Annotated in this window: 14 protein-coding genes; 2 read left to right on the top strand and 12 right to left on the bottom strand. The window is 36.8% G+C overall.

The features are described from left to right. Positions 1-126: 126 nt before the first annotated feature. Complete coding sequence (locus D0T08_RS18695) at positions 127-525, top strand: hypothetical protein (RefSeq protein WP_116984202.1); 399 nt, start codon at positions 127-129, stop codon at positions 523-525. An 83-nt stretch (positions 526-608) separates the two neighbouring features. Here D0T08_RS18695 and D0T08_RS18700 read toward each other — a convergent pair whose 3' ends face one another. The 10 genes from D0T08_RS18700 to D0T08_RS18745 all read right to left on the bottom strand — a co-directional run bounded on the left by D0T08_RS18700 (position 609) and on the right by D0T08_RS18745 (position 10169). Further along, complete coding sequence (locus D0T08_RS18700) at positions 609-1136, bottom strand: ferritin-like domain-containing protein (protein ID WP_116984203.1); 528 nt, start codon at positions 1134-1136, stop codon at positions 609-611. Positions 1137-1240: 104 nt separating this feature from the next. Beyond that, positions 1241-1882, bottom strand: a complete 642-nt coding sequence (locus D0T08_RS18705) for a hypothetical protein (protein WP_158561305.1) — start codon at positions 1880-1882, stop codon at positions 1241-1243. A gap of 128 nt (positions 1883-2010) precedes the next feature. Next, positions 2011-3147 carry a DUF4932 domain-containing protein gene (locus D0T08_RS18710; RefSeq protein ID WP_116984205.1) on the bottom strand — a complete coding sequence of 379 codons (1137 nt, stop codon included), beginning with the start codon at positions 3145-3147 and terminating at the stop codon, positions 2011-2013. Positions 3148-3505: 358 nt separating this feature from the next. Then, the gene (locus tag D0T08_RS18715; RefSeq protein WP_116984206.1) at positions 3506-5866 is read right to left on the bottom strand and encodes a TonB-dependent receptor; all 2361 of its coding nucleotides are present in this window, start codon (positions 5864-5866) and stop codon (positions 3506-3508) included. A 359-nt stretch (positions 5867-6225) separates the two neighbouring features. Next, positions 6226-6591 (bottom strand): hypothetical protein, encoded by a 366-nt coding sequence (locus tag D0T08_RS18720; RefSeq protein WP_147322813.1) that lies wholly within the window; start codon positions 6589-6591, stop codon positions 6226-6228. 616 nt (positions 6592-7207) lie between these two features. After that, positions 7208-7423: a hypothetical protein gene (locus D0T08_RS18725; protein ID WP_147322814.1), complete on the bottom strand. Its 216-nt coding sequence runs from the start codon at positions 7421-7423 to the stop codon at positions 7208-7210. A gap of 91 nt (positions 7424-7514) precedes the next feature. Continuing rightward, the gene (locus tag D0T08_RS18730; RefSeq protein ID WP_116984209.1) at positions 7515-8369 is read right to left on the bottom strand and encodes an isocitrate lyase/phosphoenolpyruvate mutase family protein; all 855 of its coding nucleotides are present in this window, start codon (positions 8367-8369) and stop codon (positions 7515-7517) included. A gap of 3 nt (positions 8370-8372) precedes the next feature. Next, positions 8373-8750: a nuclear transport factor 2 family protein gene (locus D0T08_RS18735; RefSeq protein WP_116984210.1), complete on the bottom strand. Its 378-nt coding sequence runs from the start codon at positions 8748-8750 to the stop codon at positions 8373-8375. 82 nt (positions 8751-8832) lie between these two features. Next, complete coding sequence (locus D0T08_RS18740) at positions 8833-9282, bottom strand: GNAT family N-acetyltransferase (protein WP_116984211.1); 450 nt, start codon at positions 9280-9282, stop codon at positions 8833-8835. Next, positions 9267-10169, bottom strand: a complete 903-nt coding sequence (locus tag D0T08_RS18745) for a LysR family transcriptional regulator (RefSeq protein WP_116984212.1) — start codon at positions 10167-10169, stop codon at positions 9267-9269. Before D0T08_RS18745 ends, D0T08_RS18740 begins: the two co-directional genes overlap by 16 nt. Before the next feature lie 152 nt (positions 10170-10321). Between D0T08_RS18745 and D0T08_RS18750 the strand changes: the two genes are divergently transcribed. Beyond that, positions 10322-10717 carry a rhodanese-like domain-containing protein gene (locus D0T08_RS18750; protein ID WP_116984213.1) on the top strand — a complete coding sequence of 132 codons (396 nt, stop codon included), beginning with the start codon at positions 10322-10324 and terminating at the stop codon, positions 10715-10717. 40 nt (positions 10718-10757) lie between these two features. Here the strand turns inward: D0T08_RS18750 and D0T08_RS18755 are convergent, their stop codons facing one another. Together D0T08_RS18755 and D0T08_RS18760 are read right to left on the bottom strand one after the other, a co-directional pair. After that, on the bottom strand, positions 10758-11600 hold the full coding sequence (locus D0T08_RS18755; RefSeq protein ID WP_116984214.1) for a methyltransferase domain-containing protein: 843 nt from the start codon (positions 11598-11600) through the stop codon (positions 10758-10760). 193 nt (positions 11601-11793) lie between these two features. After that, a complete protein-coding gene (locus D0T08_RS18760; protein WP_158561306.1) occupies positions 11794-13875 on the bottom strand; it encodes a helix-hairpin-helix domain-containing protein in 2082 nt (693 codons plus the stop codon). Positions 13876-14016 lie beyond the last annotated feature (141 nt).

Genomic DNA, 14016 nt, shown 5'->3' on the forward strand with positions numbered 1-14016 from the left:
AAAGGACTTTCCGAATAATCGCAAAAGCCAAAAAGCCATATAAATGTCCGTTTTGTAGAAATAATTCCCCAAAAAATCATGGAATATGCTTTTCGGTAGACAGAAGTATCTTAAACCTCTCATTCTATGGCACTTTACACACAAATCATCTGGCTTTTTGTATTGGCAATTCCTATCTCCTGTGTTGCATGGACAGTTACCCACGAAGAGATTTTCAGAGAACCGAGAGAATACTGCCAAAAGCAAAGTCAAAAAGCCAAAAGAATTTTTCAACGGAAATTCTTCTACGTTTTCACGTGCGAATACTGTTTTAGTTTTTATGTGAGCATTCTTTTCATTATCATCACTGATTATCAGTTATTGTTTACTGATTGGCGAGGTTATGTTATCGCCGTTTTTTCATTGGTTTGGGTAGCCAATATCTATATGAGTCTCTTTTTTAATATCAGAATCGGCATTAAAAAAGAGGGATTGGAAGCTAAAGTAAAAGAGAAAGAATTGGACGAAATCAATAAAGGGGAATGATTTTTAGCAAAAAAAGACATAAAAAAAGAAAGACCTTGCTCATGAGCAAGGTCTTTCTTTTTCAGCTTAATTTCAATTCTATTTTATTCAAGCACTACCTCCATATTGATATAGGCATCGGCTAAATCTGTCAGTTTATTATCTGCCTGGATCTCTTCATTTAAAGTTATTTGCAGCAACTCTGCCGCCTGATTATACTTTAAAATACTGGCAATTGTTTTTAGTGTACCGTAAGAAGCAATCTCATAATGCTCAACTTTCTGTGTGGCAAAAATGAGCCCGCAATCTCTTACAACACTGTTTTCTTCTGTTGATTTGATGATTTCGTTACATTCATCTAATAAGCCCACCATAGCCGGGCTTTTCTTCGTTTTTGCTGGTTCATGTATAATACTGAATACTTTTTCAAGGCGGTTTACATGTTCTTGTGTTTCAGTATAGTGAGTTTCAAAAGCTACTTGTAGGTCTTCTGATGTAGCGGCTATGGCAAATTTGGGTAAAGATTGTATGAGTTTTTTTTCGGCCCAATAAATATCTCTAAGACCATCTACAAATAGTTTCCTCAGTTTCTCTCCAGTACGTTTAACAATTTGTGTGATGTGGTTTTTCATGGCAACTTATATTAAAGTTTAATGGATGTAATAATCCCCATAAAAAACCTATACCAGTATATGGCATGCAAGGTGTCTCTTAAAATAATGCATTTAGTGATTTTTTAGAAATAGGGAGACACTACTTTCCCGAGCAATGATTTTATCACTTTATCATTAAAAGCAGCTCCATTTATATTTCTGCTTTTATAATAGTCTATCTTTCTTTCATCCTTGTTTAACACTATACAATAAAGAGAAGTATTTGCCTTGACGGCATAAGTAGAAGGAACACCACCTAATATAATGGTAGGTATGGGTCCTCTCATAAGCACACTTGCCACTGTGCTCACTGTTTTTTCACCTGGCGTTAAAGTTTGTATGCCATTTTTCTGACCTACTCCCAACGTGACTATAATATTCTTACGACCCAATCTATCCAAGAATAGAGAAACTGTATCGCTTAAACCTTTTTTCCCAATCCTACCCTCGTTTTCAAATTGATTAATAAGCCTGACAAGGTGTTTATTAACAGATTTTCTGTCCAAAATTGTAGAGTCTTCTATTCTAATCAGTACTATATTTTCAGGTATTACAGAATGAATATTTTCATCTAACAATTTTCTGGAATGCTGGCTCAAACTTAAATCTAATGTTCTTTCGCTGGAATTAGTAAAAATCTGGTGTGGCAAGTTGTAATAATAAAGCGTATCTTTCTTTTGTGAAAATGCTTGATAAAAACTTAGAATAATAATAATTGAAAGCATTTTTTTAGTCATGAATCATAGTCACTTAATGAATAAATTGAATGAGTTCCAAAAATATTCAAACCCTTTCTGATTATCAATTTTTTTATTATTTAAAATTAGAAGAAATATTTTCAATAATAGTTTGCCTATTCGTTCTTCTCAATCTCTTTCATAGCTGCCAACACGGCTTCATCATAAGTTTTGTACTGACCGCTATCATATTTACTTAATTCAATAAGAATAGTAGGTATATACTTAAATTGCCTTTCCTGCAGGTAGTAACTCAGTAGCTTTTTAGCTCCTGGGGCGTCTCCTATTTTCTCGGCAATCATGATTTCACCTGCCCTCGTAAAATGCTCATACAAAGATGCCCGCCAGGTATTGTATCCCTGATTTGACATAGCTAATCTCATGGGTTCTAACAGGTGTTGCGTATCTGTTATCAATTTTTCAGGCAATTTATCTATACTAGGGTTTACAAACGAATGGCCGAATTCGTGTACACTTAATTCCCGCAGACGCTGTTTATCAGTAAAACCCATTTGCAAATCATTGGTATTTAAGAAACTCTGGAAATCAAGCGCGCCAAATACATTAAAGATGCGTGTCTTTTCACCAGAGGAATATCGCACGCCGAAGCCCATACCTTTGGGAATAGTGAGGCTTGGCACTAAAGTATAGCTATCAAAGCCATATTTGTAGAAATTCTCCATCGCACTAATAAAGTCAGTTTCCGGTAGCCCTTGCGTTACTTCTTCAATGGCTTTATCGTAATACTTTTTTGAATCAATCAGATATTGGTTGAAGTCTATTTGTGTATAAAAGGTATTTAGTCCATCCAGAAAAATTTTGGCATTCTCTTTTGCCTCTTTGAGGTTTTTGGTTTTTGAGAAATTGATAAAATAAGATTCAGGAATGGCATCGGTGAGTTTTGCATTCGGAAAATCTTCTATCTGTACCAGAAGAGCAATCAGGTAATCTAACCATAGGTGGTCGGCTACTGTAAAGCCCGCGAGTAAGCTTTCATTAGCAGCAAACTTCTTATATTTTTCATAGATGAAGTATCCGTAATTATGCCAGTCTTTTTTAGCCATTTTCCTACCCCTCACATCTATTGTTTTGTTTTCAATATCTACTCCCTCAAACCCGATAAAGTAGGCTAATCCTAATAGTTCAACATTCTTATTTATCTGAATTTTTAGTTTTTTATTGGGTGGAGGGTTAAGGGCAAAGAGACTATTTGCTAAAAGAGTAAGGAGAATGATTGTAATAGATTTTTTCATAATCAGATTTGGTTATTATATGTTGGAAGTTAATATATAAAACAGTGAAATGGCAATATGATTGTGTTATGCTATTATGGAGATACAAAATTCCTGTATTTTTCAAATCAGATAACAACCATGACTTGCACATCCCTATTAAAGACATTTATAAAGGACTTTTCCCTTATGTATGTTTTGCTGTTACTGATATTTTTTATTCTCGTTCTTAACTGCTACTATCAGTATATTCTATAAAACTTCTCCATAGTTAAAAAGTTATGGGGTTTTAGTTCATAAAAAAGCAGAAAATACTGAGCAAGCTACTCAATATCTTCTGCTTTAAAGTTATTCAAGAATTAATGCCTTTTTTAGCAATCTAGAATTTGATCAATGTCTGTAATCTGAAATTGCGAGGTACTCCGGCATCAAACATCCATTCTTTAAATTCAGGATACCACCAGCCATTAGCCGCATATCTGGTATTACTAAGGTTATATACATTAAGACCTATACTGAATTTCTCGGTCTGATAAGAAATAGCAGCATCATAGAGCGTGTAAGCAGGTAAAAACTTGTTACCCTCCATGGCGTTCCAACCGGGTTGCACACCACTTCGCTGACCTGTGTGTTGTAAACCACCTCCAAACGAAAGGCCCTTTAAAGTACCCTCTGTAAACTGATATTTCAACCATACATTTGCCAGATTTCTGGCAGTGCCACCATTATATAAACCAATAACTGTAGAATCAGCATCTTTCGTGATACGGGCATCGCAATAAGAATAATTAGCAGTTATGCTGATATTTTTATTGAGTTTACCCATCACATCAAAGTCAAAACCTCTGCTGCGTATCTGTCCTGTTTTTATATAAAATCCGTCATGCAAAAGGTCGGCGGTGCCTACATTATTCTTTTTGATGTCGTAACGTGATGCGTTAATAATCAATTGATTGTCAAACAATGAAATCTTTGCGCCAATTTCATTATTCGAACCAGTAAGAGCCGGTAATCGGCCGCCACCAAAAATAGCACCTCGCTGACTAACAAAGCTTTCGTCGTGCAAAGCATAGAAAGATACATTTTTATTCAGAAGATACGTGATACCTAAACGAGGAGTGAACTTCTTGTCAACCACTTCATAAGCAGGATCATTAGCGCTATTCCAATCCTGACCTGTGGTCAGGTCAGTAAATCTTCCAGCAAGCGTCAGGATTAATTTATCGAATAATTTTAGATGATCCTGCACATATACAGCCATCCAGCGGTTAGTAGCACGCCATACGTAAGGATCGGTGAGATAGCTCAAGCTATCTTTACTCAGGTAATACGTGGGATTATTAATAACTAAAGGGAATCTTGTAAGGTCGCCCCAGGTACCTCCCGAAGTACTACCCTCGCTGCCATCACCGAAATCAAGGCCTGCTAATATACTATGTTCTGCTTTTGCGCCTGTATTAAACTTACCGTCCAGAAACAACTGCATATTGGTTAATTGCCCAAACCAGTTACTCATCGAATTGGCGCGGTATAAGGTATCTTTGGTAGGCGAAATTCCCGCCAGATTTAAAGTAGTACCATCCCAGTTAGTAGTCATATAGGCTGCTTGCGCATTGAGCGTCCATTTTGGGGCTAGTTTATGCACCAAATGCACTCTTGTATAAACATCTTCTCCCCAGAATTTATCATGGTTAGGGTCATTAATAGCCAGATTCTGCGGTAAAGCCCACATATCGCCATTGATTGAGATAGATGAATGGGTATTTTCCTGTGCCTGTGCTTTTACATAATTGTGTTCGAGTGTAATACTGGTTTTATCGTTCAATTCATATTTTAAAACAGGTGCAATAAATTGACGTTTGAAAGCACCAAACTGATAAAATTCATTGTTTTGCTGTATACCTGCATTAAATCTGCAACTCAGTTTACCATCACGAGAGAGGTCGCCTCCTAAATCTACATTCGTGCGCATCAGATTATAGCTACCCATACCAAAACCTACCTGAACTATTCTTTCGTGCGTGGCTTGTTTCGTAACAGTATTTACCAGACCACCAGGTTCTGAGTTTGCCAACATAAATCCTGCGGGTCCTTTCACAAATTCTATTTTCTCAATCATAGCGGCATCTTCCTGGGCATTCCACCAGATAGGCCCGCCTACACCGTTTCTATAAGTGCCATAGGTAGCATTTGTTCCTCTGATTTGCAACGTCATGTCCAGATTTCCGCCATAACTTTTGGTAATACCGCTTGATATACGAGCAATTTCCCCCTTGGAAAGCATGCCCATATCTAATAGGGTCTGTTTAGTAGCAATATTGATGCTTTGCGGAATTTCTCTTAAATCGGCTTTTAACCTTAAAGATTCTGAGGGTTTTGATACTACATATTTATCAGCCCTATCAGCAGTTACAGCTACTTCATCTAATAGCTTATTGTTTTCTTCTACTGTGATATCTCCCAGTTCAAGTATCTGGTTGGCAAGGATTTCAACCTGTTTTTCTACCTGATTATAGGCACTGCCTCTTATAATTAAAGTGTATTTCCCTGGCTTAGTAGATAAGGTAAAATGCCCTGATTCATCAGTAGCATTGCCGACCCTTGTATTTTTCAATAAAACAGAGATAAAGGGTACGGCTTCGCCTTTATTTGATAAGATTTTTCCGCTAATTGTTCCCTTTTGTCCCAAGGCAATTAAAGAAAATAATAAGCAGAGAGTAGTTAGATAGAGGTATTTCATTTATTATTTTTATTTAGACTAATTATAAATAATGCAAAGCAAATACCTAAATTATTCCTATACAAGCATTTAGCATATTTTTAACAAATTATTTGCTCCGATTTTATAAGTTTTATACTTATGGAAGATTTTATAGGAGATTATTTATAATAAAAAAAGCCAATAGCTGGTTAGAACTATTGGCTTCTATCATACTTTATAGTTGTAAATAACAATTATTGAAGATACCTTGAATTAATAAGACTAAAAAGCACTTATAATAACCTGATATTTATTATATACTCATTATCCTAAACAACCGTAACATAACCAAATCTATCGTATATTTAAACTTTGTCTTTTTCATAGCTAAAATCACATTATCTAGCCCTCATGGCATCAGTATCAGTAAATACATATTCTACGCCTCCGCAACTTTTATTGAGTAAACTACTCTGGTATCTTGAATAAGCCTTTGGATTAAAGAAACTGCGGGAATCCTGTTTGCAATTAATATCCCCATTCAGAATCTCACATTGTTTTACATCTATAATTCTCTTGCCATTTGATAGTAAAACAACAATAGAATCACCGTCCTGTGGAAAACTTCCCAACGGAAGTTCGTCTGTCCAGAAACTAAAATCAACGCTATTCTCACCTTTTACCTCTACCATTTTTACCTTACCTGCGGCGCGCTTACCCCAACCAAACTGAACAGGTTCGCTCGATTTATTAGTAAAGCTCACATAATACAAGCACGTTTTTGGACCCATGCAGGCGTTTAAGATAAAAGCACTACTTATTAAAAAAATTACAGCCTTCGTTTTCATATTAGCACCGTTAAGTAATTCTAACTATTAAACTATACCAGATACCATTTGTTCTTAAAAACAGGTAATCATTTTAAGATTCTACTGAATATTTATTATATTTATTGTAAAAACATACCTGGTAGAAAATTACCAGAAAAGAGGGTCAATTTGTAGCAGAATGTCAACAGCCAACAGGTTTGCGGGGAAGAACAAACACACGTATACTAGTAATTTTTGATAAGCAAAAGATATTGGGGAAAAGATAGGTCATTCACATTTCTTCCTGGAAAAAACTTATACTAAGTCATATCTTAGAGGTTTTGGTATAATTTTTTATAAGCTATATATGAGCGTATTTATTTATTCCTATATAGGTTCAATAAAAACAAAAACGCGATAAAGATTATCGCGTAATTAAACTAAAAAAATCATGGAGCCAATCTTAGAAAATAATATCAAACATAGATTTTATATCCTACGTACCGAAGACCACGTATTTTATTATTCAATGATGATAAGTACCGAATCGCGTTTTTGTTGGTATCAATTACTAAAGCCTGTTGTCTGAGCCACTGCCTGTGGTTCCGGCGTCAGTATCTGATTTTAAACCTCTTAAACGGCGTACACTACCAGGATCATTTATACTAGATTCAGACTTGCGGTTACCTGCATACTCTTTACTTTGTGTTCCCGAAAAATCATCATTTGTGGCATTAGAATACTTATCCTTAGTATCCTTTTTCGTTTTCTTTTGTGTAGTTTCCATAACTTTAATCAATTGTGTTGATAAATATTGTTCTGGTTTATAGCTAAAAAACTCTATGCCACGCACCAAAGCAAACAATCGATAAAAACTACTAATCAAGACGTTTATTTACTAATCCTTTCACATAATCGCTTGTTACATCGTTATTGACAATCTCGTCAAGGCCCTCGTAATCTTTCAATTTCAAAGCCATATCTTTCATGGTTTTAAGAGCTAATTTTAAATAATTTGGCCCTAGGCTTACTCTGGCTATGCCGATTTCTTCAAGGGTTTTCAGCGATGGAATACCAGGGAATGTCAACACATTAATCGGGAAATCAATAGCAGCCACTAATCGCTTTAAATCTTCCTCTTTTTTCATCAGAATCGGGTAAAAACAATCAGCACCGGCCTCCTTATATGCTAAACCTCTTTTAATTATCTCTTCAAACTTTGCCTCTTCATTCGGAAAAAGGTTTCCATGAATTATCACATCGGTTCGGGCATTCACAAAAAGCGGAATATCTCTTTCTTGGCCTACTTGTTTAATGATTCTGATTCTATTGCATTGTTCTTCAATCGAATTAAGTCCATGAGAACTAATATTTGTATCTTCAATATTGATACCTACTATTCCGGTATCTACTAATAGCCCTATATTCTCACGTAATTGCTGGTCTGTGGCGGCATAGGCACATTCCACATCAGCAGTTACCGGAATGTCTACGTTACTGGCTATCTGTTTCAAACGTATTAGTACTTCACTAAATGGTATCTGCTCTCCATCATTATATCCATTAGAAAATGCCACAGAGGCACTAGCGGTGGCTATGGCAGGGAATTGCAGACTTTCTAATAGCAATGCTCCCAAAGTATCCCAGATATTTGGTAAAATCAATAGTTTACCTGTATGGTGCAGGGCATAGAGTTTCAATGCCTTTTCTTTTTGTGTAGGTTTTGTTGTCATGGTTTAGCTTATATCAGTAATTGCAATGATTTTTAAGTTATTAAAAGTAAAAACAGATTTTCCTTTCAGATCGAGGGCATCGCCTTTTTTTAGTCCATTAGGTAAGTCAATGGCTAGAATGACATGATAATCAATCTCAATTTCTGTCTGATTATGTTTATGCTGAAAGCTTTTAATCAATTGTTGTCTATCTGAGAAAAAGGCTTTGGCTTTTTCTGCCTGGTCTCTGAATGCCGATAGGCCCTGAATGCTCATATTTACTTCGCCACCAGAGATATTTTCAAACTGAACGTTTTCATCTAAATCTCTTAACATGCCCTCAACATCAAAGTTGTTATAAGATTTAATATAATGTTGTATGAGCTGCTCTTGTTGCTGCATTTTATAGTTTTCTAATTATTGGTGGTTTTGCACAAGTAATGCTTAAAGATAAAAAAATTGCCATAGACAAAGCTTAATTTTTTCATAAATCCCAAGTAAACCGAACCTTATTCTTTCCAACTCCACCCATACGCTCATAAAACCTGATAGCCCTTGTATTAAAATCAGGGGTTTGCCATTGGATATTCACACAGTTGTTTTGTTGGGCAATTACTTTGAGTTTTTGCATAATTTCTTCACCAATACCCAAGCCTCTGCACCCGGGTTCTAAATAAAGGCAGTCAAGATACAAAAAAGTACCTACGTCCCAGGTCGAATAATCGAAAGTATAAGAGGCATACCCTACCAATTGCTGATTACTTTCTACTACCCAGCAAAATAGCTTTGGGGTTTCTGCGAAAAGGACTTTGCTCAGTTGCTCCTCTTTGCCGATTGGGTTATAGTCAGCGTGTTCATATTCAGCATGTTTGTGGCATAATTCTACTAAGGCTGGCAGGTCTTGCGCTTGTATGGCTCTTATCTGGTATTCCATTGGAGATTAATTTCGGTCTGCAAAAACTCTATAAAATGATGGAAATATTGGGGGTAGGTTCTGTTATTCATAATAGCTACGTAATGTTTCCGTTTCAAGCCATGCTTCCCGATCTTAATCGCTTTCAAACCCGTATCTTTCAGATAAGGTCTCAATGCCCAGTTAGCCATTGACATCACTCCCATATCAGCCTTTACCATTTCTATAGAAGCTTCTGTGAGTGGCAATGGCGTAATTTTCTTCGGACTTATATTGGCAGGTGCTAACAAAAATTGATGTACTGTAACAGTTTCTAATGGTAATGAATGGATAAGCAGGTGTTCATTTGTAAAGTCTTCGGCTACTACAAATTTCTTATTAGCCCAGGCATGGTTTTCAGAAACTACCATCATCATTTCGTCCTGAAAAAGCTCCAGATATTTAATAGTATTATCTTTAATTCGGTCGCTTACAATAGCAATATCCAGTACGTTGGCTAATAGTTTTTGCAGTGGATAATGCGTAGCTTCCATCACAATTTTTAAATCAATATTGGGGTAAAGTTTCTGGAACTGTTTTATTACGGAGGGCAACCAGTGATAGCCCGAATAGCATTCAGTACTGATTCTGATTTCACCTATTTCGCCAAATACCAGTTGTTTGATTTCTTTTTCAGTATCCGACAATTTATTAATGATTTCTTTGGCAGTCTGGTAGAGTTTTTCTCCGGCTTGCGTCAGAACCAGTTTTTTGTTGGTACGCAAAAAAATCTTTGTGCCTAACTGATATTCAGCCTCTTTAAGTTGATGGCTCAATGCCGATTGGGTCAGATGGAGTTTATCTATAGCCCTGGTAATGCTACCCTCCTCTACAATGGCTTTAATAAGCCGTAAATGTCTGATTTCCATAACCTGATTGATCAATAGAGCAAATTAACACAATTTGTCCATTAGATTTATATGAAAAGAATTGATGATTTGCATCAATTCTTTTCATTTTTCTTGCTTTAGGCTGTATCGTAGTTTTGCTACAATCAATCAAGAAAACAAAACATAACAAAATGAATGCACAAATCAAACATTACGAAGATAAACTAGCGTACGAAATGGACCCGTCAGATTTATTTGACGCCCTGAATAAAGGAGAAAAAGTAATAGCACTGGATACCCGAAAACCCTTTGGTTATGAAGCCGAGCATATACCAACAGCCATCAACATTCCTCATAGGGAAATGAACGAAACCACCACTCAACACCTGGATCGTGACGTTATTTATGTGACCTATTGCGACGGCATCGGCTGCAATGCTTCTACCAAAGGCGCATTGAATATGGCTCGTCTAGGCTTCAATGTAAGAGAACTCATGGGTGGTATTGAATGGTGGAAATTTGATGGGTATGCGACTGAGGGCACTAAAGCCCATACAACAGGACAAAAGGTTGAATGTGCTTGTTGATGAGTGTAGCTGCACATTTTGGCGTGCAGCTACAAATGCCTCATTTTGGTTGTCCTACCAATATCTGTAAATCAATGTTGATATTGTCCATTTGTCTGATGTTCTCTACTGTCAATTGATTTCCCCAGGCTAAGGGTGTCATTTGCAATACTTCTGCTCTTTCTTCATCAATCAAATGTTTTTTGTCAGACACTTGCATTTGTTTACACAACATCATATGCTCTTCAAAAAGGTTAATGACTTTTGTATCAGAATAAGGTTGTTTATTCTGCAATGTGCCTAATTCTTCCAGATAACGCGCATTCGGTATGGTCTTAATAATCATGCCATCAGGTTTCAATACCCTTTTGAATTCATGATAATTAGCGGGGGAAAGCGTATTCAGAATTATATCTATAGACTGGTCTTTGAAAGGCAGGTGAGTCAGATCATTTACTAGCCACGTTGTTTGGCTGTCTTGTTTACTGGCATAGTGGATACCCTCTTTGGTAATATCAATCCCGAAGCTGTTGACCTGCCTTTTATCCCACCTCAGCGAAAGGAGTATATTGGTAAATAAAGCCCCGTCGCCACAACCCACATCAAGAATCGTTAACGAAGTTTTGCGTTCTAATTCTTCCATTAATAGTCTTACAATTACTGACTCCAAGGCCTGAAAAAAGCCATTTTCTATCAGATGGCTACGTGCCTGAAACAGGTTTTTATGATAGTGACTCTTAACTGCTTTATGAAAAAGGTTAATATAATTATGACGGTCTACATCAAATGTATGTTTGTTTTTGCATACCAGTTGTGTAGTATGCCCTTCAAAATCCTTATTACAAATGGGGCACTGTAACAAAGACGTGTTGCTATCTACAACACTCAGAATATGTTGATTCATTGTTTTTCTTCAAATAAAAAATTCAGACAATAGAAAGGGAGCGTTCGCTTATAAGCGAGCGTAAGAAGCTTGAAGAAGCCTGACTCTTACGAGTAGATTTGAAGAAGATTGGTGGACATATTCCGCCGTATTGAGATGTTTACTATGAGTTTTGACGCAAATTAAGTAAAATTCTTTTATGATGCATTAAATCTTAAAACTTATACCTCACCTGCATGTCAATATCCGACTTATGATTGCCCTCAATCAGGTCATTCCCGCTACCAATACTATCCTGATTTTTCATTTGGGTACGGGCGTAGCGTAGCCATAAATCCAGATGTTTATTAAGTGCATATCTGCCAATCAGATATACCCTTGTGCCTTTGCCATAATAGGCAGGAAAAGAGACGGCATAAAGCACAGTATTCTCAAAGGCATAAATCCGGGAATCATAATCATCAGTAGAAAAATAAGCAATCCGGCCTTTTAGATAAAGCTTTCTAATAGAGCCCTCCACATCCTGCATAATTGCATAGCCAACTGATTTGGTTCGTCCTTCGTATTGAAAGGTATTTACCTGAATCCGGCTTTGCAGTTTAAAGGTACGATTGACAGTATAATCAAAATTAGCCAGAGTATTTTCCCGAAGAGTAGTTACCACTGTACTGGTCGGATTGGTATTATCAGGCAGGTTTTTACCTTTATGTTCAGCATGATATTGGGCATATAATAAGGCTTTCTTATTAATCTGATAAGAGGCTCTTAATAAGTAATCAAATCCACGGGATGGAGCATCGACCAGATATTTGAGCCAGGGGAAACTGAATCTATCATAAAAGCCGCTGAAAGTAAGGTTTTTGTTAGGCGAATATTTCAAGCCCCAATAAATGCCCTGTTCATTAATATTTCTGCTTCCCTCAGCCAGAGCATTGCCATAGAAGCTATGAAAATTCTTATCATAATGTCGCAAGTGCATCGCCCATTCTATTTGTTTAGTTAGGGCAGCTACCCAACCAGCTGTCAACCCTACCCCACCGCTACTGCTTCGGGCAGCTTCGCCAAAGAAATTGAAGTTCTGCCAGGTATAGCTAAAATTAGTACCGGCTACTGTATTCTGCTTACCAGTAAATTCAAATTTATTGTACAATCTGGGTCTTCGCATCAGTATCGCATCAAATTGAGTATGTAATATTGTAGCTCCAACATACCCATTATTGAAGTGGAAGGTGGCATTACCACCTATATTCTGTTCTGTCAACTGGTTTTTACGGGCCAATTCCATTTCAGTTCTATGATAGCCAGAGTTCAGAATAGAACTGAAATATTCTTCCTGCTCACTATCTGCTTCATCAATACTCGCATCTCGTTTAGTATAAGAATAAAAGGCTGTGAAATCAATTTTCTTAAGTTGATACGTAGCTGCAGCACCTCTGAAATACCCTCCCTCTAATAGTGAACTATAAGGCCGGATACCCATATTGCTCCGTCTGATAGTGGTAACGGCCTCGCTGCCCTTACCTAAAAAGAATCCCGCACCTAAAACCAAGCCCTGTCCGAATTGTACCTGATAATCTCCTAACACAAGGTTTTTCAGATTACTCTTATTCTGTAATTGCAGGTGAAAGCTATAAAAATCAAGATAATTTTTCTCACCTGCATCTTTTTCGGCTGTTAAGCCTATCTGGAAATTTCTTGCGCTACTCAATCGATAACGCGCATATAATTGTTGTGGAGACCCAAGATATTTATTCTCTATATAACCTTTGCTTTTTTCTAAGGTCTGACTACTCCTTAAAATCAGATAATGGTCGCTGGCATTAGCTATATTATTAGCAAATGTCTTCGTACTAAACTTTTGCCTGACCTCAACAAAGGGTAATAATTGATGAATTGTAGGCAAATCGAAGCCAGCTACAGCCTGCAACTCATAAATACTCAGCAAATCGCCATACTGCGCCCGATGAGCTAGCAGGTTTTTAATCTGTGAAACCGAAAGGACGTATAAAGCAGAGAGTTCTTCGTAAGTAGCTGTATTTAGATCAATTGGATTCTGATATAGCTGATAGAGATTTTCGTATAGGTCTTCGTAATTGATGTTTTCCTGCTGCAAAGGGAAAATTCTTTGAATAAACTCATCCAGATTGATTTCGGGTCTTGGTCGGGTTTGAGCAAAACTCAGATACGTTAGAAAAAACAGCCCGCTTACTAAGAAAAAAACTCTTCCTTTCGGTCTTATGAAAGAGAATAGCCATTTATAAAAATCAAAAGCGGAAAAGGGCTCTTTTTTAGTCACGTTTGATATGCCAGGTTACTTAGTTGTTTAATAAATGGGGAATATTTCATACATCCAAAATTAATGAATTCTTAAAAATAAGCAATGATTGAGCGGATTCATGTAGACTTTTTTTCCCAGGAATCCTGATTCGCTGATGGC

Origin of the sequence: Emticicia sp. C21, from assembly GCF_003418935.1 — a bacterium.
Taxonomy (GTDB): domain Bacteria; phylum Bacteroidota; class Bacteroidia; order Cytophagales; family Spirosomataceae; genus Emticicia.

Bases quoted from the DNA above. Each gene is read 5' to 3' on its own strand.
- D0T08_RS18695 (WP_116984202.1), top strand. From the start codon at position 127: ATGGCACTTTACACACAAATCATCTGGCTTTTTGTATTGGCAATTCCT.
- D0T08_RS18700 (WP_116984203.1), bottom strand. From the start codon at position 1,136: ATGAAAAACCACATCACACAAATTGTTAAACGTACTGGAGAGAAACTG.
- D0T08_RS18705 (WP_158561305.1), bottom strand. From the start codon at position 1,882: ATGCTTTCAATTATTATTATTCTAAGTTTTTATCAAGCATTTTCACAA.
- D0T08_RS18710 (WP_116984205.1), bottom strand. From the start codon at position 3,147: ATGAAAAAATCTATTACAATCATTCTCCTTACTCTTTTAGCAAATAGT.
- D0T08_RS18715 (WP_116984206.1), bottom strand. From the start codon at position 5,866: ATGAAATACCTCTATCTAACTACTCTCTGCTTATTATTTTCTTTAATT.
- D0T08_RS18725 (WP_147322814.1), bottom strand. From the start codon at position 7,423: ATGGAAACTACACAAAAGAAAACGAAAAAGGATACTAAGGATAAGTAT.
- D0T08_RS18730 (WP_116984209.1), bottom strand. From the start codon at position 8,369: ATGACAACAAAACCTACACAAAAAGAAAAGGCATTGAAACTCTATGCC.
- D0T08_RS18735 (WP_116984210.1), bottom strand. From the start codon at position 8,750: ATGCAGCAACAAGAGCAGCTCATACAACATTATATTAAATCTTATAAC.
- D0T08_RS18740 (WP_116984211.1), bottom strand. From the start codon at position 9,282: ATGGAATACCAGATAAGAGCCATACAAGCGCAAGACCTGCCAGCCTTA.
- D0T08_RS18745 (WP_116984212.1), bottom strand. From the start codon at position 10,169: ATGGAAATCAGACATTTACGGCTTATTAAAGCCATTGTAGAGGAGGGT.
- D0T08_RS18750 (WP_116984213.1), top strand. From the start codon at position 10,322: ATGAATGCACAAATCAAACATTACGAAGATAAACTAGCGTACGAAATG.
- D0T08_RS18755 (WP_116984214.1), bottom strand. From the start codon at position 11,600: ATGAATCAACATATTCTGAGTGTTGTAGATAGCAACACGTCTTTGTTA.